Origin of the sequence: Methylobacterium sp. WL6 (assembly GCF_008040095.1) — a bacterium.
GTDB lineage: Bacteria > Pseudomonadota > Alphaproteobacteria > Rhizobiales > Beijerinckiaceae > Methylobacterium.
Map to the genome: position 1 here is coordinate 1 of NZ_VRVH01000003.1, position 26,686 is coordinate 26,686.

Consider the following 26,686-nt stretch of genomic DNA (forward strand, 5'->3'; position numbering starts at 1 on the left):
GGCCGATGCCCTTGCCGCTGAGGCCGCCGCGGCGCGCTGCAGGGCGGCCCCGAGGAGGAGGCGGAGCTCGGCGGCCTCAGCGGCAAGGGCATCGGCCTCGGCCTCGACCGCGACGGCATCCCGGCGGGCTTGCCCGAGGCGGCCGGCGAGGCGCGAGACGGCGTGCCGGTCCGTGTCCTGCCGAGCGCGCAGGCCGTCGAAGGCACCCTGGATCGCGGAGTGCCCGAGAGCCAGGCCCTGGCCAACGCGGATGCTGCTGTCGATCGCGAAGCTGCGGGTCTGGTGCGACATGGGCGTCTCTCCTGGCGGGGCGGATCTCACCGCCCAATTCGCGCCTGGGCGGGACTCCCCGTCAACCCGGTGCCACGTGGATCCACATGGGATGGTGAACACCCCGTTTCCGGGGGGGCTGCAGCATGCGTCCTGAACGGATCGCGATTTCGCTCTTGATGAATCGCCGATCATGCAGACTGAAACGCCCAAAAATATGCTGAGGAAATGCTGAGCTCAGCACGACGTGCGCACGAGGGAGTGCCGAGCGAGTGCCGATGCCGTGACATGTCATGGTGCCTTGCACCTCGTCACGGCATCCTACGCCCATGACCGCACCCCGCACCTCATCCTCGGCCGCCCGTGCACGCGAGGCAAACCGCGCCGTCAAGGCGGCCTCCCGCGCCCGGGCGGCGGAGGCGGGCGCGCCCGACCCGGCGACGCTCGACCGCGCGATCGCTGACGGGCTGGCGGTCGTCATCGCAGGCGCGCCCAAGGGGTACCGCCTCGCGAGCCCGATCGACGCGGGAAGGGTTCTGCTGGCGGCGGCCGCCGCGCTCAAGGCCCGCACGGAACGGGCCATCGCGGCCGGAAAGCCGGCGGTCGTCTACCGGCGCGAGGCCGTCGCGACCGCCCTCGCGGCCCGCCTCGGACTGGATCCCTGAGGTCCGGGAGTTCGCAATTCCCGCGTTACACCGGATAGGAGTAACGGGGGGAGGAGATGGCCTGGTCGAAAACACTCGACTGACGCGACGCCCCTTCGGAGGGGTTCTCAGCCCTTGGAGCGCGGCTTCAGCGTCACTTCGAGATCGCAGCCCATCGCGTCGGCCACGGAGCAGAGCCGGGCCCAATGCCAGCCCGCCAGGTGCCCTGCCCTGAGCTCCGTCCGGACGTGGCTGTCCTTCATCCCCTCGGGGTAGCTGAGGCGGCAAGGCTTGGCGGATGGGGCGGCCGGCTTCACCCGCTCGCAGAAGGCCTCGATGGTGCCGGCGTGGGAGACTGCGATCTGCTGGGCCACCCCGTCGCGGGCCCGATCGGCGATCGCCGCGCCCCGGGCGGCGTCGTAGCGCTCGATGATGCGGTCGCTCCGGATGCCGAGGAGGCGGTCAGTGGCTAAATGGCCCGGGCGGCTTGGGCGCGGGCGACCTAGTGCACTGACGCGATCAGAGGATTCACGTGGTGGGTGACGTGTGCGAGTCTGTGCGATGGCTCAGACCGTTTGCGTGCTCCTCGATGACACCGCCCAGTCACAGCTGACCGAGATCGCCGGGGATCGATCACGGCCCCTCAAACACATCCTGCGGGCCCGTATCGTTCTGCTCTCGGCCGAGCGTCTCAACGTACAGGACGTGGCCCGGCAGGCCGGTGTCAGTCGGCCCGCCGTCTGACGCTGGCAGCAGCGCTTTGCTGAGGAGGGCGTCGAAGGCTTGCTGCGCGACAGGACCCGCCCGCCAGGCATCCCACCCCATCCGACCCGAACGGTGGCCAAGGTGCTGGCGCTGACCTGCTCGGAGCCCCCCGGCGAGGTGACCCACTGGACCGGGCGCGCCGTCGCCCAGCAGACCGGGATCTCGTTGCGCTCCGTGCAGCGGATCTGGCAGGCGCATCGCCTGCAACCGCATCGGGTTCGCACCTTCAAACGATCCCACGATCCGGCCTTTGCCGAGAAGGTCGAGGATGTGGTCGGCCTCTACATGGATCCGCCCGCCCATGCGGTCGTGCTCTCCATCGACGAGAAGAGCCAGATCCAGGCCCTGGAGCGCACCCGTCCCGACCAGCCGCTCGGACCAGGGCATCCCGCCGCCCAGACCCATGACTACAGCCGTCACGGCACCACAACCCTGTTCGCCGCCTTGAACGTCTTGGAGGGCACCGTGCTCGGCCGCTGCATGCAGCGCCATCGCCATGGCGAGTTCATCCGCTTCCTGAACGCGGTCGAGGCCGCCGTGCCGGCGGGCAAGGTGATCCACGCGGTGCTCGACAACTACGGCAGCCACAAGCACCCGAAGGTCCGCGCCTGGCTCGCCCGCCATCCGCGATGGACTTTCCACTTCACCCCGACATAGGCCTCATGGCTCAACGCCGTCGAGGGCTTCTTCTCCGCCCTCACACGCCGCCGGTTGCGACGCGGGACCTTCACCGGACTCGTCGACCTGCAGGCGGCCATCAAACGCTACATCGTCGAGCACAACCAAAGGCCCAGACCCTTCGTCTGGACCAAACCCGCCGCTGCCATCTTCGACGCTCTCAACCGAACCCTTGAACCATCCGTCTGAGTCAGTGCACTAGTCGACGGAGCTTGAGTAGCATGGCGCTCCACCAAGAAGGCCATTGACGCTCTATTGCCACGCAAGAAGATAGAGATGCGCTTGAGCCACGGGAACTTCTCCAACAAAGTGGACAAGGCCTACAGGCGGCGTCCCGAGGACTGACGGGTCGGAGCCAGCGACGCCGCCGGCGCCCCTTACGGATCCGAGGGTTCTGCTGCTAAGCTCGAACCCGTGCGGGGGAACGAGTCTCGATGGCGGCGACGGGTTCGGTCTTCGAGATCATCCTGCAATGGTCGAGGAATAAGCCTGACTGGCAGCGGGACGCCCTACGTCGCATAGTGGCCAAGCGCACCCTCGACGCCGACGATCACCAAGAGCTTGCACTGCTCTGCAAGAGGGGATGTGGCTTTCCCGGTATCGAGGTGACACCGTCGCCCTTGGGCGCCGAGCATGTTCCGTCCATGGCCACCGCCGGTGAGAAGGTAGCGCTGACCTCGATCAGGGATGTCATGGGCGTCAATCGGCTCGCTCCCGGCCAGGAACTCTCGTTTGAACCCGATGGAATTACGATCGTCTACGGCGACAACGGGGTAGGAAAATCCGGGTATGCCCGCATCCTGAAGCGGGCGTGCCGGGCACGTTCCCCCGGCGAGATCCTGCCGAATGCCTTCGGCGGCGGTGCCGATGCGGGATCCGCTACGATCGGATGCGTCGTATCGGGCGATCCGATCGCGCCGCTGGCCTGGACCGACGCGGGCTCTCCCCACGCCATCCTTTCCAGCGTCAGCGTCTTCGACCGCGAATGCGGAATGGTCCATGTGCGCGAGAGGAACGAGGTCGCGTTCCGTCCGTTCGGGCTCGACATCCCCGATGAGCTCGCCGGTGTCTGCCAAGCGATCCGCACGGCGCTGACGGCGGAACAGGGGGCGCTTGAGCAGGCGCGGGATTCGGCGTTCACGGAACCCGCGTTCGGGTCTGGGACCCGGGTCGGGCGGCTTCTCGGCGCGCTCGCTCCGGGTACCGACCTCGGACCCCTGGAAAAGCTGTCGAACCTGTCAGCGGAGGAGCGCGCAAGGCTTCGCCGGCTTGAGGAGGACCTGGCCCGCGACCTGGTCCGGGCCTCAGGGGAGCAGCGCGAGCTGGCCCGGGCCGTACGCCGCCTCTCCGAGGAGCTTGATAGGGTCTTCGGGGCGGTGTCGGATGCGGAGCTCGCGCAGCTTGCGGCGCTCGCCGGGACCGCCCGCTCCAAACGCTCCGCCGCCTCGCTCGCGGCCGAACGCGCCTTCGGCGGAAGCGCCCTGAAGGGGGTCGGGGAGGCGACCTGGCGAGCCCTATGGGACGCGGCGCGGCATTACTCGGAGCATGTCGCCTACGAGGGGCACGACTTCCCGCGGACGGACGCGGAAGCGGTCTGCGTGCTCTGCCACCAGCCGATCTCCGAAGGGACCGGGGATCTGAAGCTGACCTTTGAGGAGTTTGTGAAGGCCGACAGCGAGCGCGAGGCGCGGAAGGCCGAGGTCGCCTACGAGGAAGCCCTGGGGAAGCTGTCGGGTCTGTCGCTGCGGATGTCCGGGTTTCCGCTGCGCCGCCAGCTGTCGGTGACCCATCCAGATGTCGCCGCCGCGATCCTGCGCGGGCTGGCGACCGTCCGGCTTCGGCGATGGATCTGCACGCGGGCACTCGCCGACCGCGGGGCGGGTCCAATGCCCGTGGTTGCGGCCGGCATCATCGGCACGCTGACGACTCTTGCGGATGATACGCAGGCCTATGCCAAGGAGCTTCTGACGGCGGTCGATCCCGCCGGTCGGGTACGGCTGGTTGCGGAACGGGACGAGTTGCGTGACCGCGCACTCTTGGAGGCACTGCTGCCGAAGGCGAGGATCGAGGTGGCACGGCTGAGCGAGCTGGCGGGTTTGAAGGACTGCCTGTCCGAGATGGCGACGAATGCCATCACGACGCTCGGCAACACGATCGCCGACAAGGTCATCACGCCGAAGGTCCGCGATCGCTTTCAGGAAGAAATCCAGAAGCTGGCCGCCCACAGGGTGAGGGTCGACATCGTCCGTTCGGGCGGCAGGTACGGCTCCCCGCAGTACCAGGTCCGGCTGTTCGCCAACGAGAGGGCGAAGGTCGGCGAGATCCTGAGCGAGGGCGAGCAGACCTGCGTGGCCCTGGCCGCCTTCCTGACCGAGCTCGCTACCGCGGCTCATGGATCGACGCTGGTCTTCGACGATCCGGTCTCCTCGCTGGACCATCGGTGGCGGCGCAAGGTCGCCGAGCGGCTGGTCGAGGAAGGGGGCGTCCGGCAGATTATCGTCTTCACGCATGACCTCGTCTTCCTGAACGACCTGCATGCGCTGTCAATCGACGGCAGGATCCCGGTCTCCCTGATCTCGCTCACCCACACCTCTGCCGGCGCGGGCGTCGTGAACCAGGGACTGCCCTGGATCGGGGCTAAGGTCCGGGAGCGCCTCGACGCTCTTGAGAAGGACGCACGGGCGGCCAAGGTCCTCTACGACGACAATCGGGATGATGAGTACGGGGCTGCGGCCTCCCACTTCTTCAGCAGGTTACGAAGCACGTGGGAACGGGCCCTTGAGGAGGTGGCCTTCAACTGCGTCATCCAAAGGCACCGCGACTACATCAGCACCAAGGACCTGAGAAAGGTGGCGAGCCTGACCGTTGCCAACGTCGAGGATTTCGCCGCCGGCTTCAAACGGTGCTGCGATCAGACGGAAGCCCACGATCCATCTCCCGGGCGGAACGCTGCTCCCCTGCGCCCAGACGAACTGCTCAAGGCCGTCGGGGACCTGAGGGCCTGGGTGGACCAGCTTCGTGAGCAGCAAAAGGGCGTTTGACGGCCTTCTGTCATCGTCGCCTACCGCAGTAGGTGCCGCGGCCACCTGGTTGAGATCGACGGCGCCCTCCGCCGCGGCAGCCTGGCCCTGCTAGCCCCCGACACCATGCAAGGCCCCTTTCTAATGATCGCCGAGCGGATCCCCGACGCGCTGACCACCTCGACCTTCGAGCGGGATGCCGACCGGAACATCGCAGGCCGCGACGAGCCCTGATGCGCCTTAACGGTTTTCACCTATCAATCGGATTTGGAGGTACGGGCCCCGGCCTACCGCCGATAGGCATCGTGCCAGGAGTGGTCGTCCCACCATCGACGAGAAGGGTGTCGCCGACGATGTAGTCGGACAGGTCGCAGGCTAGGAACGCGATGGCTGAGGCGATGTCCTCGACCCGTCCGATGCGACCATACGGGATCTGCGACACCGCACTGCGCAGATTTTTACCCTGCATCTGGCCCGCGTTAATGCCGGTCCTCACGGCGCCGGGTCGATGGCGTTCACGCGCAACCCGCGCGGGGCGAATTCCTGGGCGAGGGTGCACATCAGCGTCGTCGTGCCGCCCTTCGAGGCCGCGTAATTAACGTGATCGCCCCACGGGATGCAGTCGTGTGACCTGAAGGCTCCCGACGCGATGGGAACCAGCGTCGTCGGCTGACTTCCCGGCTATTGAGCCAGCCCCGGCTTCTGTTCACTTCCGGCCGTTTGTAGTTCGCGCCGATCAGTGTAACAGGCAATTTTTCAAATATCAAAAATCGCCTTTTCATCGTCTATCGAAGGTAACCGGGGGCTCCTAAGCAGTCTCAATCTTTCATGTCTTACATATGCTGCCCTTTCAATTTGTCCTCTTAGTGAACTTTGCATGATTTCACCGGGGACAGTTTCGAGAATATCTGAAATTGTTTGATATTTTATTGGTAAAAACAACCTCTTTTTCAGGACGCTTTTATTGAGAGGTTCCTTCCCCCAATATGTTTTTAAATCACGAATGACAGGCTGGATTTGATCGAGCACGGCTGCTCCGTGTAATCGTGTGAATTCTAAGTGATCCATATCTTGATCGTCATCGTGCATCCGATTTATATCTCTCAAACAACATGCAGGAAATCCGTTTACATACAGATTCGACTCTGGTCTTGACAGACTAAATCTGAGATCAGTTGATATTTCTTGACAGTCAACTATTCCGAATGCGACGGCCTTAACGAGTAGGTCAACATCTTCAGTAAGTCGCTTGGGTCCAATTTTTATGAAAGGTAGCTTCTGTTCTCGCTGATACATACAGGCTTGTACGAAGCCGACAGCATCCAAATCAAAATTATGCCCAGTGAAGATTGCGCGAATTCTGAGTTCGATGTCGGACGGCGCAAGCTGATTTATATCAGCAAATACTCGAGGTTTTTCTATTTCCTCGTGAAATATTTTGTAGAATTCTGCGCTTCCGATACCTATCATGCCATTATTATCTCTCGTTGAGAGTTTCGCGTAGCGAATGCGTGATAATTAGTCCGGGATGGATATGTACAAGTACAATACAATCCGATGAGATAGATCGCGTGACAACGCTTATAGCTTCTTAGATGCGCTTTCATCAAAACCCCGTCACCAAGGTTACAGCAAATCGCCGCGGCACACCGAAACTGATGCCCGGGCTCAGGCCTTGAGCGCCTCGATGCTGTCGAGGAGGTCTGGGCCGCCGGTCCGGCGGGCGCTCCACTTGCGGAAGATCGCGAGGACACTGCGATCGGTGATGCCGTGGCGGGCTGGGTTGTTCTCGTCCAGGACGCGCCGGAGCCGGGCGGGGACGTCGCGGTGCCAGAACTTGGTATGGTTCGGGCCGACCTCGCGTCCGAGTTCCTGGTAGGCGCCGTTGCCCGCCCAGCGCAGGCCCTTGGCGCCGAGCAGGGTACCGATCTCGCTGGCGCGGAAGTCGAGCTTCCGGCCGATACTGCCCGCGGTACAGATGTAGACCACTGCGGACTCCGCGGAGACGGTGGGCAGGTCCGGGGCGGCGCTCTCGCCGCCGACGCGGGCGAAGGCCTCCTCCGCCTTGCCGGTCCGGACGCCGTGCATCTCGGTGACGAGGAGCTCGACGCCGCGGGTGAGCCGCTCAATGAGCTCGCCTTGCCGCTGGAGGCGCTCATCCTGTTCCCGGACACGCGCTAGATGCTCACCGCGCTCGGCGCGGAGGATCTCGTTCTGCTCCCGGAACTGTGCCGCGATGGTCTCTCCCACGTCGCGCCGGAAATCCTCCATATCCGCGAGGGGTTTCCTCGGCGGAAGGTGGTGGAGCACGCCCATGGGAGGCTTCTCGCTCATGCGGCGACGGCTTCCGGGTTCGCGTGGTTACCGTGGAAGGCGTCGAAGGCCGCGTCGGCAGCGAGGGCGGCGAAGCGCTCGTGGTCGATCTCGGTGCGCCGCCCGAGGGCGTCGCGCATGACGGCGTGGGCGCGCTTGCGATCGTCAAGCTCGATCTGGGCGAAGACGCCCTCGGCCTCCGGGTTTACGACCCCGGCCGCAAGCATCTCGCGGCGGGCGAGGTAGGGGTCCCGGGCTAGGGCTCGGATGTAGCGGTCGGCGACCTTGCTCTGAGGAACCTTGCCGCGCTCCCAGCGGGTCCAGGTCTTCGGGCCGGTGGAGAGGATCTGTTCCATGTCGGCCTGGCGGAGCTTGTACTTGAGGCGGATGGCGTTGAGCTCGGCGGCGGACAGGAGCCCGTCCATCTCTCGCACGGCGTTGGCGACGGCGAGCTCGTGCTCGGAGATCTGAGAGCCCTGATAGCTGACGTTCCCGCATTCGGCACAGGCCATGCGACGGTCCTGGATGGCGAGGCTCTTCCCCGACCGTTCGACCACGAAGGGCTCGACGCGCTCGCAGACCGCGATCGCCTCGCAGGCTTGGCAGGCCTCCATCGTCATCGATCGATATCCTTCTTGAATGAGGTGACGACCAGGACGTCAGCGCCGGTGACCAGCAGCTTCAGGAACATCCAGTCGGCGCAGTCGTCGACCCAGATCGAGTAGTAGTCCGACACGGTGGTCGGGTGGTGTCTTCGCGTCGGCTCGGACTTGCTGAAGTGCGCCTCGCCCAATTCCGTCTGGATGATCGCCCGCAGGTCGTCCGTGTCGAGCTTACGGGTCCTGAGCTCTTCGAGGACGGGAGAAAAGAACGAACAGGCCTCCTCGTCGGCGGCGAGCGCGCGGACCTTTGCCAGGGGATTGTGCGGCGTCATCCAGCCTCCAAGAGGTAGCACCATGCTACCCGAACTTCAACCGCGGCATTCTGCTGAGGCTGGCGGCCCGGCTCCCTTGGTTGATCCCCGGTAAGCGTGGCCTGGAGGGTTTTACGCATGGGCCGGTGCGCGGTTCCGTCCCTTCGTGGAAGGGGCCGCCCGTGCCTAACCCAGCTCCATCTTCGGCTTGTCGGACGATCGCCAGGACCGGTTCCAAACTAGGTGCGCAGCATGTCCGATGCCCGGTCCCGCTCCTCGCCGACCTGCTCGGGCGGCCGGGAATCGCGACGCTACGGCGACCCCAGACGCAGAGGGGGGCGACGTCTCCGCGGACGCACCCCCGAGCATGTCGGCATTCGGATAGGCGCCCTGGGACGCCCGTCCGGCATGTACGAGCGCCTCCGGATCGTCCATAAGGCAGTCATGAGCGCGGGATTCCCGATCAGGGCCTACGAGGCGTCGCGCGGCTGGTGGGCGACCGCCGTCCGCCTGCTGTCGTTCGTCCTCCTCCTGGCGCTCATGGCGCCCTGTGCGATTTCCTCCGCCGACGCCCATCGCCTTCCTGATCACGCGCCCGCGTTCGCCACGTCCTCGCATAAGGGTGCGCCGGACCAGCCCGACGGGTGCCCGGCCTGCCATGCGACCTGCGGCTGCCATCTGGCCATTGGCATCGAGGCGTCACCCGGGATTCCGATCGCCACCGCCGGACGCCCGTCCTATGCCACGGCCGACGTCACCGTAGCCTCGATCTCCGCCGGTCGCCTTCCAAGGCCCCCTCGCGCCTGAGGCGGCACCGCCACGGCCGTGGCGGATGCAGACCGGACATCCCAGCGGATGCCGGCTCCTTGAGCGAGCTTGACTTGAACCGGACCGTCGACCCAGCCCCAGGCGGTGACCGCGGTCCTATGCGAACGGCCTCCCTTCCATGCGTGCAATCATATCCGTGGCCCTCCTGGCCATAGGCGTCGCCATCGGCGGTGCCGTCCCCCGCGTGTCCGAGACCGTGCGGGGCGCGCTGGCCGCCGCCGGCCTGTCCTCCACCGCGGCCAAGACTCCGGCGACCAACGCGGCCGTGACCGGGGCGCAGGCCACCAAGGTCGACGGCGACCACAAACACGCCGAGGGCGAGGCGCACGGCCACGACGAGGCAAGCGAGGGCAAGATCAAGATGACGGCCGAGCAGGCCGCCGAGCAGGACATCAAGCTGGCGCATGTCGAGGGCGGCATCCTCTCGCGCCATCTCCTGGTGCCCGGCACCATCACCCAGGACGCCGACCGGATCGCCCGGGTGCCTGCGCGGGTCGCCGGGACAGTGGCGGAGATGCGCAAGCGTCTCGGCGAGGACGTCGCCAAGGGCGAGATCGTCGCCGTCCTGGACAGCCGCGAGGTCGCGGATGCCAAGAGCGACTTCCTCACCGCGACGGTCAAGGCGGATCTGGAAAAGACCAACTTCGACCGGCAGCAGGCCCTCTGGGACAAGAGGATCTCGGCGGAATCGGCCTTCCTGAACGCGAAGGCCGCCTACTCCGAGGCGGGCCTGCGGGTCGATCTCTCCCGCCAGAAGCTATCGGCCCTCGGGCTGAACGCGACCGAGGTCGCCGCCGCGGCCAAGAAGGACGAAACCACTCCGAACTTGTCGTCGCTTCGCCGCTTCGAGCTCAGGTCCCCCCTCGCGGGGCGGATCGTGGAGCGCAAGGTCGACGTCGGAACGAAGGTCGGCAGCGAGGGGGACCCGGCCGACGTCTATACCGTGGCCGACCTCTCCTCCCTCTGGATCGAGCTCCCCGTCCCCACCACCGAGCTGTCCAAGGTCCGCGAGGGCGCCAGGGTGACTATCGTCGGGGGCGAGGACGCTCCCCGCCCCGAGGGCAAGGTCGTCTTCGTCAGCCCGATCCTCAACCCGGAGACGCGCTCGGCCCGGGTCATCGTCGCCCTGCCGAACAAGGACATGTCCTGGCGCCCGGGCACCTTCGTCACGACCGAGATCGAGATCGCCCAGGACAAGGTCGCGGTGCGGCTGCCGAAGTCCGCCATCCAGACCATCGGCGGCGAGAAGGTGGTGTTCGTGCGGACCGAGGAGGGCTTCTCGAAGCGAGAGGTGACCCTCGGCAAGGCGGACGACGATGCCTACGAGGTCGTCGCCGGCCTGGAGCCCGGCGACGAGGTCGCGGTGGCCAACTCCTTCGTCCTGAAGGCCGAGCTCGGCAAGGCCGAAGCCGACCACGACCACTGAGGGCGGCCGCCATGATCTCGAAGATCCTCGACTTCTCCGTCCGCCAGCGTTGGCTCGTGGTGCTCCTGTCGCTGCTCGCGGCCGGGTTCGGCGTGTTCTCGCTGACGAAGCTTCCCATCGACGCGGTGCCGGACATCACCAACAACCAGGTGCAGATCAACACCACTGCGCCCTCGCTCTCGCCGAACGACATCGAGCGCATCATCACGTATCAGGTCGAGACCGCGCTCGCAGGCATCAAGGGCCTGGAATACACCCGCTCGCTATCCCGGAACGGGTTCTCCCAGGTCACCGCCGTCTTCTCCGAGGCGACGAACATCTACTTCGCCCGCCAGCAGGTCGCCGAGCGTCTTCAGGAGGCCGAGGCGGCGATGCCGTCCGGGGTCGAGCCGCGCATGGGGCCGATCTCGACGGGCCTGGGCGAGATCTACATGTGGTCGGTGCACTACGCGAAACCTGCTGAGCGCAAGGTCTCGAAGCCCGGCAAACCCGGTTGGCAGCCGGACGGCAGCTACCTCACACCCGAGGGCCAGAGGCTCTCGACGGAGCTCGAACGCACGGCCTACCTGCGCACGGTCCAGGACTGGATCATCCGCCCACAGGTGAGGACCGTCCCGGGCGTGGCCGGCGTCGACGGCATCGGCGGCTTCGAGAAGCAGTACCACGTCCAGCCCGATCCGATGAGGCTGACGGCCCTCGACCTGTCCTTCGCCGACATCGGGCGGGCGCTGGAGGCTAATAACGCCAACCAGGGTGCGCGCTACCTGGAAGACAACGGCGAGGGCTACGTCGTGCGCGCCGCCGGCCGCTTGGAGAGCATGGAGGACATTGGCTCCGTCGTCGTGACCACGCGCGGCGGCGTGCCGGTCCGCATCTCCGACGTCGCCGAGGTGCGGATCGGGCGCGATCTGCGCACCGGGTCAGGCAGCGAGGACGGGCAGGAGGTCGTCATCGGCACCGCCCTGATGCTCATCGGCGAGAACAGCCGCACCGTCGCCGCCGCGGTCGACGCGCGCATGACCGGCATCCGGCGCACGCTCCCGCCCGGCGTCGAGGTCCAGACGGTCCTCAACCGCACGGTCCTGGTCGAGGCCACCATCCGGACGGTCGCCAAGAACCTGGCCGAGGGCGCGGCCCTCGTCGTGGTCATCCTGTTCCTGCTGCTCGGCAACATCCGCGCGGCCATCGTCACGGCCCTCGTCATCCCGGTGGCGATGCTGATGACCATGACGGGCATGGTCCAGGGCCGCATCAGCGCCAACCTGATGAGCCTTGGGGCCCTCGATTTCGGCCTCATCGTCGACGGGGCAGTCATCATCACCGAGAACGCCCTTCGCCATCTCGCCGAACGCCAAGGGGAACTCGGGCGAAAGCTCGACCTGGAGGAGCGCCTCGCCACCGTGCGGGCCTCGGCCGAGGAGATGATCAAGCCCTCCCTCTACGGGCAGGCCATCATCATCCTCGTCTACGTGCCGCTCCTCACCTTCACCGGGGTCGAGGGCAAGATGTTCGAGCCGATGGCGCTCACCGTCATCATCGCCCTGGTCGCGGCCTTCGTCCTGTCGCTCACCTTCGTCCCGGCGATGATCTCCATCGTCATCACCGGCAAGGTCACCGAGACCGACAACCTCTTCGTCCGGGCGATCAAGGCCGCCTACCGCCCAGTCCTCGGGGCCGCCCTGCGCGTGCCCATGCTGTTCGTCGCGGTCGCCCTGGTGTTGCTTGTCGGGGCAGGCATCCTGTTCAGGGGTCTGGGGCAGGAGTTCATCCCGCAGCTCGACGAGAAGAGCATCGCGTTGAACGCCCAGCGCATCCCGTCGACGTCCCTGTCGCAATCGCAGGCGATGCAGCTGAAGGTCGAGCAGGCCATCGGCCGGTTCCCCCAGGTCGCCTACGTCTTCTCGAAGACCGGGACCGCCGAGGTCGCCTCGGACCCGATGCCGCCGAGCTCGTCGGACACCTTCGTCATCCTGAAGCCGCAAGCCGAATGGCCGGACCCGGACCTGTCCAAGGCCGAGTTGCAGGAGAGCATCGAGAAGGCCCTCGGGGCGCTCGCGGGCAACGTCTACGAGTTCTCCCAGCCCATCCAGCTTCGCTTCAACGAGCTGTTGGCCGGCACACGCGGCGACCTCGCCGTGAAGGTCTTCGGCGATGACCTAGGCGCGATGACCGCGGCCGCGAACCAGATCGCCGGCATCCTGCGCGGGGTCGAGGGCGCGGACGACGTGAAGGTCGAGCAGACGGCTGGGCTGCCGTTCCTGGAGATCGGGATCAACAAGGCCGAGGCGGCCCGCCTGGGCCTGAGCACGTCCGCGATCCAGGACGTCATCGGGGCGGCCATCGGGGGCCGCGAGGCGGGCGTCGTCTTCGAGGGCGACCGGCGCTTCCCCATCGTCGTGCGCCTCAACGACAAGGTGCGCGAGGACCGCGAGGCCCTGGAGAACATCCCGGTGCCGTTACCTCCCGGACCGAACGGGCGCGCCGCGTCCGTGCTCCTGAAGCAGGTCGCGAGCTTCTCGGTGACGGAGGGCCCGAACCAGATCTCGCGCGAGAACGGCCGGCGCCGGGTCGTGGTCACCGCCAACGTGCGGGGCCGCGACATCGGCTCGCTCGTGGCCGAGGCGCAGGACAAGGTAACCTCGGGGGTGTCGCTCCCGGCCGGCTACTACGTGACCTGGGGCGGACAGTTCGAGAACCTGGCTTCCGCCCGCCAGCGCCTGATGGTGGTCGTCCCGGTGTGCTTCTTCCTGATCTTCCTGCTGCTGTTCTCGGCCCTGAACTCGGCCCGGGACGCGCTCCTGGTGTTCAGCGCGGTTCCTTTGGCGCTGACCGGGGGCATCGCCGCCCTATGGCTGCGGGGCATGCCGTTCTCGGTGCCCGCGGCCGTCGGCTTCATCGCCCTGTCCGGGGTGGCGGTGCTCAACGGCTTGGTGATGCTGACCTATATCAAGCAGCTCATCGCCGAGGGACGGCCAAGGCGCGAGGCCATCATGGAGGGCGCCATGACCCGGCTCCGTCCAGTGGCGATGACCGCGCTGGTGGCATCCCTCGGGTTCGTACCGATGGCGCTGGCGACCGAGACCGGGGCAGAGATCCAGCGCCCCCTGGCGACGGTAGTCATCGGCGGCCTCATCTCGGCGACCCTTCTGACCCTCGTGGTCCTGCCGGCCCTCTATGCCAGGTTCGCCGGTGCGGTCGCCCCCGAGAGGAAGGATCGGCCCAAGCCGGTCCAACCGCATCTCCGCGCCGCCGAGTAGGAGGGTCGGCATGAGCAAGAAGGTCGCCCGAACCATCGCCGACTGGGGCGGCGGCGGCCCACGTCGCCGACGCCGCGTCAGGCCCCACGTCCGTCGCGCGGCCGGCCGGGCGTTCGCCCTGGCCCTCATCGCCATCCCGGCCTGCGTCTACGTTCTGTACTGCCTCTGCAACATCGGCGGGAGGACGCACTTCCACCTGATGCCGACGGGGCCGATCCATCCTCAGGACGGATCCCCGTGGGGAGACAAAGCCTCGATGATGCGGCAGTCGGCGACGGACCCGCAGCCGCACTGACCGATGACGTCACGCAGCTCATGCGCCAACCGGGTCAGGTCGGCCAGCTTGCGCTCGACCTGCGCCAGGTGGGCGCGGGCGATGGTGTCGACCTCGGCGCAGGACCGGTCGCGGTCGTCGGCCATGGCGAGAAGCTCCCGGATCTGGTCGACCGTGAAGCCGAGGTCCCGTCCCCGCCGGATGAAGCTCAGGCGGCGCAGGTGCTCCGGACCGTAGAGACGGTAGTTGCCCGCCGACCTTTCCGGCGCCGGCAGGAGCTTCATCTTCTCGTACCACCGGACCGTCTCGACGCGGGTGTTCGTCGCCGCGGCCAGGTCGCCGATGGTCATGGGGGGTGCCTGCGCCATGGCCTTGACCCTGTAGTTGCTACAGGGTGCATGTAGGGCCTCAGACCCTTCGGCGCGAGGCCCGGGTCGACGGAGCTTGCCATGTCAGGGCCAGGAACATCGGGAGCGGTCCCCGCGGGCGCCGCGCTGCGCTACCGCGTGAAGGGCATGGATTGCCCGAGCTGCGCGACCAAGATCGAAACGGCGGTAACCCGCCTGCCCGGCGTCCGCGACGTGCGCGTGAACTACACGGCCCAGGTCCTCGACCTCGTGCTCGACGAGGGCTCGACGCCCAGGGCGGACCTGGAGAACCGGATCACGGGGCTCGGCTATGGCGTCGGGTCCCTGCCGACCGCGGCCGACCTCGCCCGCTCGCAGACGACGGGCATCGCGGCCCCGGCCATCGTCGAGGAGGAGGCGGAGACCCCCGCCTGGCGCAGCCGCAAGGGGCTTTTGGCGCTGGGCATCGCCGTCCTGTTCGCAAGCGGATTTCTCCTGCAGACGGTTCGGCCCGGGCTGGCCGGGGAATACGCCTACTGGCCCGGCGCGCTCCTGGGTCTCGCCTTCTACGGACGCCGCGCCATCGCCGCCGCCCGCAACGGCTCGCCCTTCTCCATCGAGATGCTGATGTCGGTCGCCACCATCGGGGCGCTCGCCATCCATGCCGCCGAGGAAGCGGCGGTGGTGGTCCTCCTCTTCACCGTTGGCGAGATGCTCGAAGGCTTTGCGGCCGGCCGGTCCCGGGCCGGCATCAAGGCCCTCGTGGGCCTGGTGCCGAAGACGGCGCGCCTGGTCGAGGGGGACGGCGCCGTGCGTGAGGTGGCGGCCGCCTCCCTGGTGATCGGCCAAACCGTGCTGGTGCGCCCGGGTGACCGCGTCCCTGCGGACGGCGAGGTCACGGACGGCACGTCGAGCCTCGACGAGTCCCCGATCACGGGGGAATCGGTGCCCCGGCCAAAGGAGGTCGGGGACGCCGTCTATGCCGGCAGCGTCAATGCGGACGGGGCCCTGCAGGTCAGGGTCACCCGGATGCCGTCGGACAACACCGTCGCCCGCATCCTGCACATGGTGGAGGAGGCGCAGGCGTCGAAGTCGCCGACCGCCCGGTTCATCGACCGCTTCAGCGCCGTCTACACCCCGGTCGCCTTCGCGGTCGCCGCGCTGGCGGCGCTTGGCCCGCCGCTGCTGCTCGGCGCCGACTGGGGCACCTGGATCTATCGCGGACTGGCGTTGCTCCTCATCGCCTGCCCCTGCGCCCTCGTGCTCTCGACCCCGGCCGCCATCGCCTCGGGTCTTGCCGCCGGAGCGCGGCGGGGACTGCTGGTGAAGGGCGGCGCCGCCCTGGAGACCATCGGACGGGTGCGTACCGTCGCGTTCGACAAGACGGGGACGCTCACGGCAGGGCGTCCAAGGGTCACCGACGTCCTCCCATTTGCCCCGGACATGACGGATCGAACCCTGCTCGGGCTCGCGGCGACGGTGGAGGCCGGATCGAGCCACCCCATCGCTCGTGCGATCCTCGAACGTACGGAGGCCGACGCCATCCCCCTGCGCCCCGTACGCGATGCCCGTGCGGTTCCCGGCAAGGCCGTCCAGGCCACGGTCGCCGGTCGCACGGTCGCGGTGGCATCCCCGCGCCACGCCGCGACGCTGGCCAGCCTCTCGCCGGAAGCGGAAGCGACGGTGCAGGCCCTTGAGGAAGCCGGCAAGACCGCCGTCGTCGTGGTTCGGGACGGAGAGGCGCTCGGCGCCGTGGCGGTCCGGGACGAGCCCAGACAGGATGCGGCCGCCGGCGTCGCGGCCCTGCGCCGGCTCGGGGTCGAATGCGTGATGCTGACCGGCGACAACCGGCGCACCGGCGAGGCCATCGCCAAGGGCCTGGGACTATCGGTCCGGGCCGACCTGCTGCCGGCCGACAAGCTCGCCGAGATCGGCGCGTTGAAGGAGGTCGGCCCGGTCGCTATGGTCGGCGACGGCATCAACGACGCCCCCGCGCTCGCCTCCGCCAGCGTCGGCATTGCCATGGGCGGCGGCACAGACGCGGCACTGGAGACGGCTGACGCGGCCATCCTCAACGACCGGGTCTCGGACGTGGCCGCCCTCGTGGCGCTGTCCCGGGCGACGCTCGGCAACATCCACCAGAACGTGGCCATCTCGCTGGGGCTTAAGGCCGTGTTCCTGGTGACGACGCTCGCAGGCATCACTGGGCTATGGCCGGCCATCCTGGCGGATACCGGGGCGACCGTCCTAGTGACGGCCAACGCCCTTCGCCTGCTCCGGGCTTGAGCCGATGCGTCTCATACGGGAAAGGGCCGAGGTCGGCGCCCTCGTCGTAATCGCTGTGACCGCGGCGGGCACCGACCTGTGGACCAAGGCGCTGGCGGTCGACAGGCTTTCCGACGGAACCGTGCACGCGGTACTGCCGATGCTCGACCTCAGGCTCGCGTTCAATCATGGCATCAGCTTCAGCCTGCTTCCGGCGCATGACGCGACGTCCCTGGTCGTCCTTCTTGCGCTTCAGGGAATGCTGACGGCCCTCGTTGCCGGGTTGGCATTCCGCGCGACCGGAGCGTCGGAAGGAGTTGGTTTCGCCATCATGACCGGCGGTGCCCTGGGAAACCTCATCGACCGATGTGCGGACGGCCGCGTCACGGACTTCCTCGACCTGCACCCGGCGGAGGTGCATTGGTTCACCTTCAACATGGCCGATATCTGGATCAGCCTCGGGGCCGCCTTGATAGCTTGGGAGGCAGTCGGCAAGCCGGGCCGGCCGAGACCACCAGCGCCGCTTGATCCGGCCGCCCTACGGGCCCCCTAACGGCATCATTTCGGTCGTGCCCGTAATGGTCGGACGGCCTGGCCGCAGGCATCGACGATGCGGTCCTGCTAATCGAACGAATACTGGGATGCGTCCGTTCCTTCAGTCAGGCGGAGGATGCGTTTAGGAAGAACGACGCATGGGGTCCTATGCCTCGATGCCGGCCTCGCCCGCGACATGGTCGGGCTTCTCGACCTTACCGCGTCGCTGGAGCTGGAGGGCCACGACCCAGCACAGGACCGCCCAGGCCGACCCCACGCACCAGCCCGCCAGCACGTCGGTCGCGTAGTGCACCCCGACATAGACCCGGCTCATCCCGACCACCACCGTGAGGAAGACGGCCAGCCCCATGAAGTATGCCTTGAGGCGAGCGCCCGCCGCCACGCGCGTCATGAGGGCACCGAGCGTCAGGTAGGTGACGGCGGAAAGCATGGCGTGGCTGCTGGGGAAGCTGGCGGTAAACACCTGGATGCCGCCGGGGATCTCGGGTCGCGGACGGTTGAAGAGGAGCTTGAGGCCAAAGCTGATGACCGTCCCGCCCAGGATTGAGCCTACCACCAGGACCGCTGCCCCCTGCTTGCGGATCAGGAGCAGGTAGCCTGCCACAGCCGCGATGAGAAAGCAGAGAACCACCATGCTGCCCAGGGAGGTCACGTCCCGGGCCATCTCGTGCAGCCAATCCGGTCCAATCGGACCAGCCGCGCCGGGTGGACGGAAGAAGTGGGCGACGCGGGTGTCGAACCCCATCGTGCCGCCCTCCATGACCTTGTCGGCCAGGAGACCAAACCCGAGGATGAGGGCGGCGACGCAAAACAGCGTCACGGGCAGACCAATCTCCCGTTTGCCGAGGCGCGCCATGATACCGGCACGGGCGGACGGAGAGGATTGGTTCATGCGCCCGAACTCCTGGATCGGTCCCTTGACGGTTGCTGGCTCGGGACACTCACCGCCTCATGCGGCAGAGCCGAAGAACCCGTTCGGATCCTCGCCCGTTCCCCCGCGGTGAGCGGCGAGCCAAGGAGAACCCGCACCTTTGTTGCCCGCAATGGTCGCATCCACGCCGAGATCCCTGCGGAGGAGGACCTGAAACGTCGGATATCGACCCCGAGGCCTAGTGGTCGAAACCTGACGCTTGATACCGTCCGCTTCCGACCCTTCTCGGACCCTCAGAGTGTCCGCTTCCGGGCAGCCTGATAGACCAGATGCTTATGACCGGGATGGGTGGAGAGCAGTCTGGCCGCTTTCGGCGGCGTGCTGTGCTAAGACAGACATAGGTGGCCCTGCCGACCGTGGAAGCACCGCGGTGCTACCGCGCGAACGGACTACGAGCCGAAGTCTGCCGGTCATCCAGGATGGCCAAGAGATGCGTAGGGCGAAGGAAACAGCCTGATCTGACGCGTGGCGAGCACGACCGCCGCTGGCAATGGATCGAAAACAATCTCGACCGCACTCGGACCTCCCCGGGATCAGATGTCGATCCGGGCGCCGATCTCGACGGCACGGTCGACCGGGATGCGGAAGTAGCGGGACGCGTCCGTGGCCGCACGGGCCATGGAGATGTAGAGCCTGTCCTGCCACACCGGCATGCCGGTCTCCGGCGAGGCCACCAGCACCCGCCGCGTCAGGAAGTACGACAGGTCGCCCTTGTCCAGGCCCGCGGCCGCAAGGGCGCGCGGAAGGTCGGGCAGTTCGGTGAACCCGAAGCGCACCGTCACGCAGGAGAAGGCGTCGGACAGCTTCCTCACGGCGACGCGCTCGGCGTCTGCCACGCGCGGCAGGTCCTCGGTGACCACGTGCAGGATATAATTGTTCGCGTGCATCACCCGGTTGTGCCTGACGTTGTGCATCAGGGCCCCTGGGGTATCGCCGGGCGTTCCCGTCAGGAACATGGCCGTTCCCGGCACCCGTTGGATCGAGCCGGTCTCCACCATCCGCGTGAACTCGGAGAGCGGCACGCGCCGACGGTGGATCTCCTCGGCGATCAGGGCCGAGCCGCGCCGCCAGGTCCACATCGCCGTGACCAGGGCGGCGCCGATGGTCAACGGCACCCAGCCCCCGTGCAGGATCTTGAGCGCGTTGGCCGAGAGGAACACCAACTCGATGAGTAGGAACGGCGCGATGACCGCGGCCGCGACCGCAGGCGACCAGCGCCAGACCTTCCAGGCGACGACGAACAGCAGGCAGGCGGTGATGACCATGTCGCCGGTGACCGCGATGCCGTAGGCGGCCGCCAAGCCGCTCGACGACTTGAACAGCACCACCACGAACACGACCGCGACGAGCAACCACCAGTTCACCCGAGGGATGTATATCTGCCCCTTCTCGGTCTCGGAGGTGCGCAGGACCCGCATGCGCGGCAGCAGGCCGAGTTGCATCGCCTGCTGGGTGATCGAGAAGGTGCCGGTGATCACCGCCTGGCTGGCGATGACCGTCGCCACGGTGGCGAGTAGCACCATCGGCAGCAGAGCCCAGGACGGATAGAGCAGGAAGAACGGGTTCTCGGCCCGCTCGGGGTGGGCGAGCAGCATGGCGCCCTGGCCGAGATAGTTCAGGGCGAGCGCCGGCAGCACCAGCCCGAACCAGGCCGCGCGGATCGGCGTGCGACCGAAGTGTCCCATGTCGGCGTAAAGCGCCTCCGCGCCGGTCACAGCGAGGAACACGGCACCGAGCGCCAGCAGGCCGGCCGTGCCGTGGCTCAGGATGAACGAGACGCCGTGGGCGGGGTTAAGCGCACCCAGAATGCTCGGGTCGTCGACGAGGTGGCCCAGGCCGCCCAGCGCCATGACGATGAACCAGAACGCCGTGAGGGGGCCGAAGAAGGTCGCCACCCGCGCCGTCCCGTGGCTCTGCAGGGCGAACAGCCCGATCAGGATGGCGAGGCTGATGGGCAGGACGTACGGGTCGGTGGCCGGGGTCACCAGCTTCAGCCCTTCGACCGCAGAGAGCACTGACATGGCCGGAGTGATGATGGCGTCGCCGAAGAACAGTGAGACGCCGACCATGCCCAGCACGATCACGAACCCGCCGGAATGGCCCAGCGCCCGCTGGGCGAGCGCCACGAGGGACGGCGTGCCGCCTTCGCCGTCGTTGTCGGCCCGCATCACCAGCAGCACGTACTTGAGCGTGACGATGAGGATGAGCGCCCAGAGGATCAGCGAGACGACGCCGAAGACCATCTCGCGGGTCGGCGCGTGCCCCCCTCCGGCGGTGGCGTGGAGGGACTCCTTCAGGGCGTAGAGCGGGCTGGTGCCGATGTCGCCGTAGACTACGCCGACCGAACCGAGCGTCAGCGCCCAGAACCCCGCCCTCGGGCCATGTCCCTCATCGGAGGGCAGCGGGGTCTCGGACTTCGCGAACTCGGTCCTGGCGATTGCGGGCATCCACTGGCTCCACGTCAGCGAACGCGGGAAGCTCGCAAGGCAAGCCTCCAACGGCCTGGGGCCGGGAACGTTCAGGTAACACGAAGACGAATGTCCCCGTTCAGGCAGGCCGTCGCGACGTATGTCTTGAGGACTGAGAAGTAGACGCCCGACCAGCCGGAGTTCGCGATGGCCAGCGCCAGGGCGGCGCTCGCCATCAGGATCAGGCCGCCTGAGGCCTCGCCCCGGAGGACGTTACGCAGGGCCGAGGTCGGGCGAAGGCGCCGCGGCATGGGCATAGATCTCCCGCGCTGGCGGCCCGACCAACGCTGAAGCCTGCCGGTCCGAAGGTCGGACCGCGCACCCATGGCCGGCTATCGCATTCGTTGGCCTATCCGGCAATCCGAAGCCCGGAGCGTCCCGGGACGGTTCATGTCATGCAGCCCGGCCCGCCGCACCGACGCCGACTTGGCTGACGCTCCAGTGCTCCAGGTGCTTGTAGACGATGACCTTGTTCGCGAGTTGGGCACCGTGCCGGCTGCAGAAGCCTTCGAGCTGCTCGCGGGTGCCGATCAGTTCGACGCACATGGTCAGCTCGGGGTTGAGCGACTCGGCGCCGTCGTCCTGGATCGGCCCATGGTTGCTGTAGCCGTGGTGGGACTGGTGGGCGACGGCGTTCATGAGGCCCTCCGCCTTGGCCTGGGCGACGAGCTCCCGATAGAGCGGCTTCGAGCCAGAGAACCACCGGCCCTTGCCGGCGCCGCCGCGCTCGCCCGGCTTCATGTAGATACGGATCATGCCGGTGTCGGCGGCGACGACGCGATGCGATGGGGTCATGACGTCTCCTCGGTGATGGGGCGCTCGGCCAACGGTGCGACGGTCGGCACCCGGCCCGTACGGGCCTGGCGCAGGGTCATGCCGTCCGGGATGTTGGCCGCCGCCGACTTCGGGACCGCGATGCGCTGCGACAGGTAGATGCCGTTGTGACCCGAGCAGAGGTAAGCCAGGAAGCACGCGACGGCGAGATAGACCCCGTGCGTCGCGCCGAAGAGCTCGATGCCCATCAGCGTGCAGGCGAGCGGCGTGTTGGCTGCGCCGGCGAAGACCGCGACGAACCCCAGCGCCGCGAACAGGTCCACCGGCGCGCCGAGCAGCCCGGCCAGGGCGTTGCCGAGCGCCGCGCCGATGAAGAACAGCGGCGTGACCTCGCCGCCCTTGAACCCGGCGCTGAGGGTCACGACCGTGAACAGGATCTTCAGGGCCCAGCTCCAGGGATGGATGTCCGGCCCGAAGAAGGTGTTGATGGTCATCCCGCCGGCGTCGGCGGCCGAGACGCCGAGCCCGAGGTAGTCCCGCGTACCAAAAGCGTAGACGAGGCCGATGACCGCGAGGCCGCCGATCACCGGGCGGAGCGGCCCGTACGGGACCAGGCGCTTCAGCCAACCACCGAGGAGGTGGTTGGCTTCCGCGAACAGCAACCCGACAAGGCCGAAAGCGACGCCGGCGAGCGCGACCTTGGCAAGGAGCAGCGGATCGACGGTCAGGGCCTTCGCGCCGCCGGCGAGGAAGTCCACGTGGTAGAAGCCGTGGTGGATGCCCCATGCCTGGCAGGTCCAGTCGCCGACCACCGCGGCGAGGAGGCAGGGCACCAGCGCGGCGTACTCGACGCGACCGACCGCGAGCACCTCCAGCGCGAACACCGCGCCGGCGATGGGCGTGCCGAAGACTGCGCCGAAGCCGGCGGCGATACCCGCCATCAGGAGGACCCGGACCCCGGCCGCATCGACCCCGAAGAGCTTGCCGAAGGCGCTGGCAAGGCTGCCTCCCATCTGGACGGCGGTACCCTCGCGCCCGGCCGACCCGCCGAACAGGTGCGTGACGATGGTGCCGAGGAAGATAAGCGGCGCCATCCGGAGCGGCACGCCGCCGTCCGGCTCGTGGATCTCCTCGACGATGAGGTTGTTGCCGCCTTCAACGCTCTTGCCGAACAGGTGGTAGAGCAAGCCGACGGCACAGCCCCCGAGCGGAAGCAGGAACAGGAACCAGGGATGGTCGAAGCGCGCCTGGGTGGCCGCGTCGAGGCTCCACAGGAAGGCCGCGCAGAGGGTGCCGACCGCCGCGGCCATCGGCACGAGGATGGCCGACCATCGCGCCACCGAAACGGCATGGGCGTGCCGCGTGCGGACGAACGCCGCGAGGTTCAGGCTGTCGAAGAGATTTTGGAAGGTCGCGCGCATGAGTCCCCCTTGTTGCGGCGCCGCAAAAGGTAGGAGTCATTAGCCCAGGGGGCGGTTTGGCCGAAAGGCCCGGCAGATTCCATTGCCGTGGACGGGAGATGCCTTCGCCTCGCCCGTTCGTCAAGATCCAACTCCCGCGCGCCCGGGCCCCATCCCGAGTGGGGATGGGGCCCGGGTCGTTCGAAAGCATCACGAAAGACGGTGGCTGGTCCAGGGCCCGGGGCATGTCTATGCCCTCCGCGGCCGAGGCCGGCGCGTTCGACGCCGGCCCGGGGCGGAGCGCATCCCATGACCCTTTCCTGGCTCGGAGCCGTCATCACCTTCCAGGTGACCTTCACCGAACTCTTCATCGCCGCGACGGTGATGATGGCCGGGGCGTACCGGTTCGGATGGCGCAGCGTCCTGGCGGGCTCCATCCTCGGCGGGCTGGCGGTGTCGATCCTCGCGGTCGTCCTGCGCAAGGCGGCCTACCTCCTGGCCCTGAACGTCCTGGATTGGATCTCGGCGGTCTTGCTGCTCGGGTTCGGCCTGTACCTGCTCTACGAGTTCATCGACGGGCTCTCGAAGCGCGATGCCGGCACGGCCCCCGGCTCGACGGACGCGAACTGGTCGCGGCCGATCAACGCCGCGGGCCTCGGCGTCGCCGCCTGGGCCCTGGTCGCCGAGGGGCTTGAGATCCTGGTGGTCTGGCTCGGCGTCTCGCTTCGGGAGGGCGCGGGAACGGCGACCCTCGGGGTCGGCATCGGGGTCGTGCTCGTGGCGACCTTGGCTTTCGCCCTCGGCGGCACCGGGATCTTCCGGAAGGTGCCGCCCTACGTCCTCGACGGGGTCGCGGCCCTCATGGTGACGGCCTACGGCGCCTATTTCCTCTCCCTTGCCGTGACCCGCGCGTGATCGGTCGACGAAGGGATTGACCCGGACGACGGATTAATCCACGTTGCCGGACGTGGGATGGGGATGAAGCTCCCCGATAACTGCCGGCCCCCTATGGGCCGGACGATAGCTTCTACCGAGCGCTTCGGCGCGGGTAGAGCTATGTGTTGACCCGCACCGTCACGCTCATGACCGCAACCGGATCGCCGCAAGGCGGCCCCTCATGAGCCGACCGATGACCCTGCCCGATCCAAGACCGTCCTGATGCCCGCCGTCGCCCACCAGGCGCGGTCCGGGCCTTTTCCCGTTCGCGCACGAAAAAAAAGGCGGAGCCATAAGGCTCCGCCGCGACCAGGACACATGCCTCCGAGCGGTCACAAGAATACATGTGCTTAGGTCTAGTCTGTCGCAGGAATAAGGATAGCCACTCGATAGTCTGAGTCAACGCAAAAAAGCGATGTCTCGGAATAATAAAGATCGGCATCTTTATTTAAAAAACAGCACTATTTGCGCCCCTGATAAAGCCATGGCTTTTTCGGGCGACGTCGTATTGGTTAAATCAGCATCTGCATGATAATGACTGGATAATTCTGTCGCACTTAGAAAATGCTTATTGCGCTGATCTTATAATTCGATACTTCTACCGGCGCTCCACTTGGGCTCCCGGACGATGATCTTGGGGCTCGAGGGGAATGCAGCCCCGGTCCGGGGCCCGGCGCGGAAGCGCGCAGGGCCGACACGTCGCCGCCGACGGACCGGGATGCGGTGAGGAGACCCCTGGCGGACACAACGTCCGGGTTCGAACGCTCAAATGGAGGAACACCTATGAGGAAGATCGCCCTTGCGGCGTCCGTCGCCTACGCCGCGACGCTCCTGCCGGCCGCCATGCCGGCCATCGCGAACGAAAACCTGATGAAGCTGATGCAGGACCCCAACCAGTGGGCGTTCCCGGGCCTCGACTACACGAACCAGCGCTATTCGAAGCTCGACCAGATCAACAAGGACAACGTCAAGAACCTCCAGGTGGCCTGGACCTTCTCGACCGGCGTGCTGCGCGGCCATGAGGGCGCCCCGCTCGTCATCGGCAACATGATGTACGTCCACACCCCGTTCCCGAACATCGTCTACGCGCTCGACCTCGACCACGAGGCCAAGATCGTGTGGAAGTACGAGCCCAAGCAGGACCCGTCGGTGATCCCGGTGATGTGCTGCGACACGGTCAACCGCGGCCTGGCCTACGCCGACGGCGCCATCATCCTGCACCAGGCCGACACCACGGTCGTCTCGCTCGACGCCAAGTCCGGCAAGGTGAACTGGTCGGTCCAGAACGGCGATCCGAAGAAGGGCGAGACCAACACCGCCACCGTGCTGCCGGTGAAGGACAAGGTCATCGTCGGCATCTCGGGCGGCGAGTTCGGCGTACGCTGTCACGTGACCGCCTACGACCTCAAGTCCGGCAAGCGGGTCTGGCGCGCCTACTCCGTCGGCCCGGACGACGAGATGCTCGTCGACCCGGAGAAGACCACCTACCTCGGCAAGCCGGTGGGCAAGGATTCTTCGCTGAAGACCTGGGAAGGCGACCAGTGGAAGACCGGCGGCGGCTGCACCTGGGGCTGGTACTCGTACGACCCCAAGCTCGACCTGATGTACTACGGCTCGGGCAATCCCTCGACCTGGAACCCCAAGCAGCGTCCGGGCGACAACAAGTGGTCGATGACCATCTGGGCGCGTAACCCCGACACCGGGCAGGCCAAGTGGGTCTACCAGATGACCCCCCACGACGAGTGGGACTACGACGGCATCAACGAGATGATCCTCACCGACCAGAAGGTCGACGGCAAGGAGCGCCCGCTCCTGACCCACTTCGACCGCAACGGCTTCGGCTACACCCTGGACCGCGCCACCGGCGAACTCCTCGTCGCCGAGAAGTTCGATCCGGTCGTCAACTGGGCCTCCAAGGTCGACATGGACAAGGGCTCCAAGACCTACGGTCGCCCCCTCGTCCAGGCCAAGTTCTCCACCGAGCAGAACGGCGAGGACACCAACTCCAAGGGTATCTGCCCGGCCGCGTTGGGTTCGAAGGACCAGCAGCCCGCCGCCTACTCGCCGAAGACCAACCTGTTCTACGTGCCCACCAACCACGTCTGCATGGACTACGAGCCGTTCCGGGTGACCTACACCCCGGGCCAGCCCTACGTCGGTGCGACCCTGTCGATGTACCCCGCGCCGAACAGCCATGGCGGCATGGGCAACTTCATCGCCTGGGACGGCGTGAAGGGTAAGATCGCGTGGTCCGATCCCGAGCAGTTCTCGGTCTGGTCGGGCGCCCTCGCCACCGCCGGCGACGTTGTCTTCTACGGCACGCTGGAAGGCTACCTGAAGGCCGTCGACTCCAAGACGGGTAAGGAACTGTACAAGTTCAAGACCCCGTCGGGCATCATCGGCAACGTGATGACCTACACCCACAAGGGCAAGCAGTACGTCGGCATCCTGTCGGGTGTCGGTGGCTGGGCCGGCATCGGCCTCGCGGCCGGCCTGACCGACCCGAACGCCGGCCTCGGCGCGGTGGGCGGCTACGCCGCCCTGTCGAGCTACACCAACCTCGGTGGCCAGCTCACCGTGTTCGCCCTGCCGAACTGATCGGTCGCGAACACCAAGGAGCCT

21 protein-coding genes, 1 pseudogene and 2 riboswitches are annotated in these 26,686 nt (G+C 67.1%); of the genes and pseudogenes, 10 read left to right on the forward strand and 12 right to left on the reverse strand.

Annotated features, from left to right (window positions below):
- Nucleotides 1–291 (reverse strand): hypothetical protein (locus FV230_RS00665; RefSeq protein WP_147840811.1); only part of this gene is annotated, 291 nt, incomplete at its 3' end.
- A 308-nt stretch (nucleotides 292–599) separates the two neighbouring features.
- On the opposite strand from FV230_RS00665, the gene FV230_RS00670 reads away from it, so the two are divergent.
- Nucleotides 600–935 carry a hypothetical protein gene (locus FV230_RS00670; protein ID WP_056250420.1) on the forward strand — a complete coding sequence of 112 codons (336 nt, stop codon included), beginning with the start codon at nucleotides 600–602 and terminating at the stop codon, nucleotides 933–935.
- Nucleotides 936–1,042: 107 nt separating this feature from the next.
- Here the strand turns inward: FV230_RS00670 and FV230_RS00675 are convergent, their stop codons facing one another.
- Nucleotides 1,043–1,288, reverse strand: coding sequence for a hypothetical protein (locus FV230_RS00675; protein WP_147840812.1), 246 nt, complete (start codon nucleotides 1,286–1,288; stop codon nucleotides 1,043–1,045).
- Nucleotides 1,289–1,475: 187 nt separating this feature from the next.
- Between FV230_RS00675 and FV230_RS00680 the strand changes: the two are divergent.
- Nucleotides 1,476–2,546: pseudogene (locus FV230_RS00680) on the forward strand (IS630 family transposase).
- A 245-nt stretch (nucleotides 2,547–2,791) separates the two neighbouring features.
- A complete protein-coding gene (locus FV230_RS00685; protein ID WP_147840813.1) occupies nucleotides 2,792–5,398 on the forward strand; it encodes an AAA family ATPase in 2,607 nt (868 codons plus the stop codon).
- 735 nt (nucleotides 5,399–6,133) lie between these two features.
- Here the strand turns inward: FV230_RS00685 and FV230_RS00700 are convergent.
- From FV230_RS00700 to FV230_RS00715, 4 genes are all read right to left on the reverse strand, one after another.
- Complete coding sequence (locus FV230_RS00700) at nucleotides 6,134–6,847, reverse strand: hypothetical protein (protein ID WP_147840815.1); 714 nt, start codon at nucleotides 6,845–6,847, stop codon at nucleotides 6,134–6,136.
- A gap of 198 nt (nucleotides 6,848–7,045) precedes the next feature.
- Nucleotides 7,046–7,711: a hypothetical protein gene (locus FV230_RS00705; protein ID WP_147840816.1), complete on the reverse strand. Its 666-nt coding sequence runs from the start codon at nucleotides 7,709–7,711 to the stop codon at nucleotides 7,046–7,048.
- The gene (locus tag FV230_RS00710; protein ID WP_147840817.1) at nucleotides 7,708–8,310 is read right to left on the reverse strand and encodes a type II TA system antitoxin MqsA family protein; all 603 of its coding nucleotides are present in this window, start codon (nucleotides 8,308–8,310) and stop codon (nucleotides 7,708–7,710) included. Before FV230_RS00710 ends, FV230_RS00705 begins: the two co-directional genes overlap by 4 nt.
- Nucleotides 8,307–8,624, reverse strand: a complete 318-nt coding sequence (locus FV230_RS00715) for a type II toxin-antitoxin system MqsR family toxin (RefSeq protein WP_187275328.1) — start codon at nucleotides 8,622–8,624, stop codon at nucleotides 8,307–8,309. Before FV230_RS00715 ends, FV230_RS00710 begins: the two co-directional genes overlap by 4 nt.
- Before the next feature lie 387 nt (nucleotides 8,625–9,011).
- On the opposite strand from FV230_RS00715, the gene FV230_RS00720 reads away from it, so the two are divergent.
- The 3 genes from FV230_RS00720 to FV230_RS00730 all read left to right on the forward strand — a co-directional run bounded on the left by FV230_RS00720 (nucleotide 9,012) and on the right by FV230_RS00730 (nucleotide 14,114).
- Nucleotides 9,012–9,410 (forward strand): hypothetical protein, encoded by a 399-nt coding sequence (locus FV230_RS00720; RefSeq protein WP_243924975.1) that lies wholly within the window; start codon nucleotides 9,012–9,014, stop codon nucleotides 9,408–9,410.
- 139 nt (nucleotides 9,411–9,549) lie between these two features.
- The gene (locus FV230_RS00725; protein WP_147840819.1) at nucleotides 9,550–10,857 is read left to right on the forward strand and encodes an efflux RND transporter periplasmic adaptor subunit; all 1,308 of its coding nucleotides are present in this window, start codon (nucleotides 9,550–9,552) and stop codon (nucleotides 10,855–10,857) included.
- Nucleotides 10,858–10,868: 11 nt separating this feature from the next.
- Nucleotides 10,869–14,114: a CusA/CzcA family heavy metal efflux RND transporter gene (locus FV230_RS00730; RefSeq protein ID WP_147840820.1), complete on the forward strand. Its 3,246-nt coding sequence runs from the start codon at nucleotides 10,869–10,871 to the stop codon at nucleotides 14,112–14,114.
- A 222-nt stretch (nucleotides 14,115–14,336) separates the two neighbouring features.
- Here FV230_RS00730 and FV230_RS00735 read toward each other — a convergent pair whose 3' ends face one another.
- Complete coding sequence (locus FV230_RS00735) at nucleotides 14,337–14,738, reverse strand: helix-turn-helix domain-containing protein (protein ID WP_147840821.1); 402 nt, start codon at nucleotides 14,736–14,738, stop codon at nucleotides 14,337–14,339.
- 99 nt (nucleotides 14,739–14,837) lie between these two features.
- Between FV230_RS00735 and FV230_RS00740 the strand changes: the two genes are divergently transcribed.
- Entirely contained in the window at nucleotides 14,838–17,021 is a 2,184-nt protein-coding gene (locus tag FV230_RS00740; RefSeq protein WP_147840822.1) for a heavy metal translocating P-type ATPase, read from the forward strand.
- Nucleotides 17,022–17,025: 4 nt separating this feature from the next.
- Nucleotides 17,026–17,553 carry a signal peptidase II gene (lspA, locus tag FV230_RS00745; RefSeq protein WP_056250438.1) on the forward strand — a complete coding sequence of 176 codons (528 nt, stop codon included), beginning with the start codon at nucleotides 17,026–17,028 and terminating at the stop codon, nucleotides 17,551–17,553.
- A 147-nt stretch (nucleotides 17,554–17,700) separates the two neighbouring features.
- Here the strand turns inward: lspA and FV230_RS00750 are convergent, their stop codons facing one another.
- The 5 genes from FV230_RS00750 to FV230_RS00770 all read right to left on the reverse strand — a co-directional run bounded on the left by FV230_RS00750 (nucleotide 17,701) and on the right by FV230_RS00770 (nucleotide 23,149).
- Nucleotides 17,701–18,447, reverse strand: coding sequence for a phosphatase PAP2 family protein (locus tag FV230_RS00750; RefSeq protein ID WP_147840823.1), 747 nt, complete (start codon nucleotides 18,445–18,447; stop codon nucleotides 17,701–17,703).
- A gap of 572 nt (nucleotides 18,448–19,019) precedes the next feature.
- Nucleotides 19,020–20,933 carry a potassium transporter Kup gene (locus FV230_RS00755; RefSeq protein WP_147840824.1) on the reverse strand — a complete coding sequence of 638 codons (1,914 nt, stop codon included), beginning with the start codon at nucleotides 20,931–20,933 and terminating at the stop codon, nucleotides 19,020–19,022.
- Between the two features lie 71 nt (nucleotides 20,934–21,004).
- Complete coding sequence (locus tag FV230_RS00760; RefSeq protein ID WP_243924977.1) at nucleotides 21,005–21,205, reverse strand: Na+/H+ antiporter NhaA; 201 nt, start codon at nucleotides 21,203–21,205, stop codon at nucleotides 21,005–21,007.
- A gap of 142 nt (nucleotides 21,206–21,347) precedes the next feature.
- The gene (locus tag FV230_RS00765; RefSeq protein WP_147762561.1) at nucleotides 21,348–21,749 is read right to left on the reverse strand and encodes a DUF190 domain-containing protein; all 402 of its coding nucleotides are present in this window, start codon (nucleotides 21,747–21,749) and stop codon (nucleotides 21,348–21,350) included.
- The gene (locus FV230_RS00770; RefSeq protein WP_147840825.1) at nucleotides 21,746–23,149 is read right to left on the reverse strand and encodes a voltage-gated chloride channel family protein; all 1,404 of its coding nucleotides are present in this window, start codon (nucleotides 23,147–23,149) and stop codon (nucleotides 21,746–21,748) included. The genes FV230_RS00765 and FV230_RS00770 overlap by 4 nt, the downstream gene beginning before the upstream one ends.
- Before the next feature lie 23 nt (nucleotides 23,150–23,172).
- Nucleotides 23,173–23,245: riboswitch (Fluoride riboswitch) on the reverse strand.
- Nucleotides 23,246–23,437: 192 nt separating this feature from the next.
- On the opposite strand from FV230_RS00770, the gene FV230_RS00775 reads away from it, so the two are divergent.
- Both FV230_RS00775 and xoxF5 read left to right on the forward strand, forming a co-directional pair.
- Nucleotides 23,438–24,043, forward strand: coding sequence for a TMEM165/GDT1 family protein (locus FV230_RS00775; RefSeq protein ID WP_147840826.1), 606 nt, complete (start codon nucleotides 23,438–23,440; stop codon nucleotides 24,041–24,043).
- A 50-nt stretch (nucleotides 24,044–24,093) separates the two neighbouring features.
- A riboswitch (Fluoride riboswitch) is annotated at nucleotides 24,094–24,165 on the forward strand.
- A 742-nt stretch (nucleotides 24,166–24,907) separates the two neighbouring features.
- Complete coding sequence (gene xoxF5, locus FV230_RS00780) at nucleotides 24,908–26,662, forward strand: lanthanide-dependent methanol dehydrogenase XoxF5 (protein WP_243925037.1); 1,755 nt, start codon at nucleotides 24,908–24,910, stop codon at nucleotides 26,660–26,662.
- The last annotated feature ends 24 nt before the right edge of the window (nucleotides 26,663–26,686 follow it).

Coding starts and splice junctions, on each gene's coding strand:
- FV230_RS00670 (WP_056250420.1), top strand. CDS start 600: ATGACCGCACCCCGCACCTCATCCTCGGCCGCCCGTGCACGCGAGGCA.
- FV230_RS00685 (WP_147840813.1), top strand. CDS start 2,792: ATGGCGGCGACGGGTTCGGTCTTCGAGATCATCCTGCAATGGTCGAGG.
- FV230_RS00700 (WP_147840815.1), bottom strand. CDS start 6,847: ATGATAGGTATCGGAAGCGCAGAATTCTACAAAATATTTCACGAGGAA.
- FV230_RS00705 (WP_147840816.1), bottom strand. CDS start 7,711: ATGAGCGAGAAGCCTCCCATGGGCGTGCTCCACCACCTTCCGCCGAGG.
- FV230_RS00710 (WP_147840817.1), bottom strand. CDS start 8,310: ATGACGATGGAGGCCTGCCAAGCCTGCGAGGCGATCGCGGTCTGCGAG.
- FV230_RS00715 (WP_187275328.1), bottom strand. CDS start 8,624: ATGACGCCGCACAATCCCCTGGCAAAGGTCCGCGCGCTCGCCGCCGAC.
- FV230_RS00720 (WP_243924975.1), top strand. CDS start 9,012: ATGTACGAGCGCCTCCGGATCGTCCATAAGGCAGTCATGAGCGCGGGA.
- FV230_RS00725 (WP_147840819.1), top strand. CDS start 9,550: ATGCGTGCAATCATATCCGTGGCCCTCCTGGCCATAGGCGTCGCCATC.
- FV230_RS00730 (WP_147840820.1), top strand. CDS start 10,869: ATGATCTCGAAGATCCTCGACTTCTCCGTCCGCCAGCGTTGGCTCGTG.
- FV230_RS00735 (WP_147840821.1), bottom strand. CDS start 14,738: ATGACCATCGGCGACCTGGCCGCGGCGACGAACACCCGCGTCGAGACG.
- FV230_RS00740 (WP_147840822.1), top strand. CDS start 14,838: ATGTCAGGGCCAGGAACATCGGGAGCGGTCCCCGCGGGCGCCGCGCTG.
- lspA (WP_056250438.1), top strand. CDS start 17,026: ATGCGTCTCATACGGGAAAGGGCCGAGGTCGGCGCCCTCGTCGTAATC.
- FV230_RS00750 (WP_147840823.1), bottom strand. CDS start 18,447: ATGAACCAATCCTCTCCGTCCGCCCGTGCCGGTATCATGGCGCGCCTC.
- FV230_RS00755 (WP_147840824.1), bottom strand. CDS start 20,933: ATGCCCGCAATCGCCAGGACCGAGTTCGCGAAGTCCGAGACCCCGCTG.
- FV230_RS00760 (WP_243924977.1), bottom strand. CDS start 21,205: ATGCCGCGGCGCCTTCGCCCGACCTCGGCCCTGCGTAACGTCCTCCGG.
- FV230_RS00765 (WP_147762561.1), bottom strand. CDS start 21,749: ATGACCCCATCGCATCGCGTCGTCGCCGCCGACACCGGCATGATCCGT.
- FV230_RS00770 (WP_147840825.1), bottom strand. CDS start 23,149: ATGCGCGCGACCTTCCAAAATCTCTTCGACAGCCTGAACCTCGCGGCG.
- FV230_RS00775 (WP_147840826.1), top strand. CDS start 23,438: ATGACCCTTTCCTGGCTCGGAGCCGTCATCACCTTCCAGGTGACCTTC.
- xoxF5 (WP_243925037.1), top strand. CDS start 24,908: ATGCCGGCCATCGCGAACGAAAACCTGATGAAGCTGATGCAGGACCCC.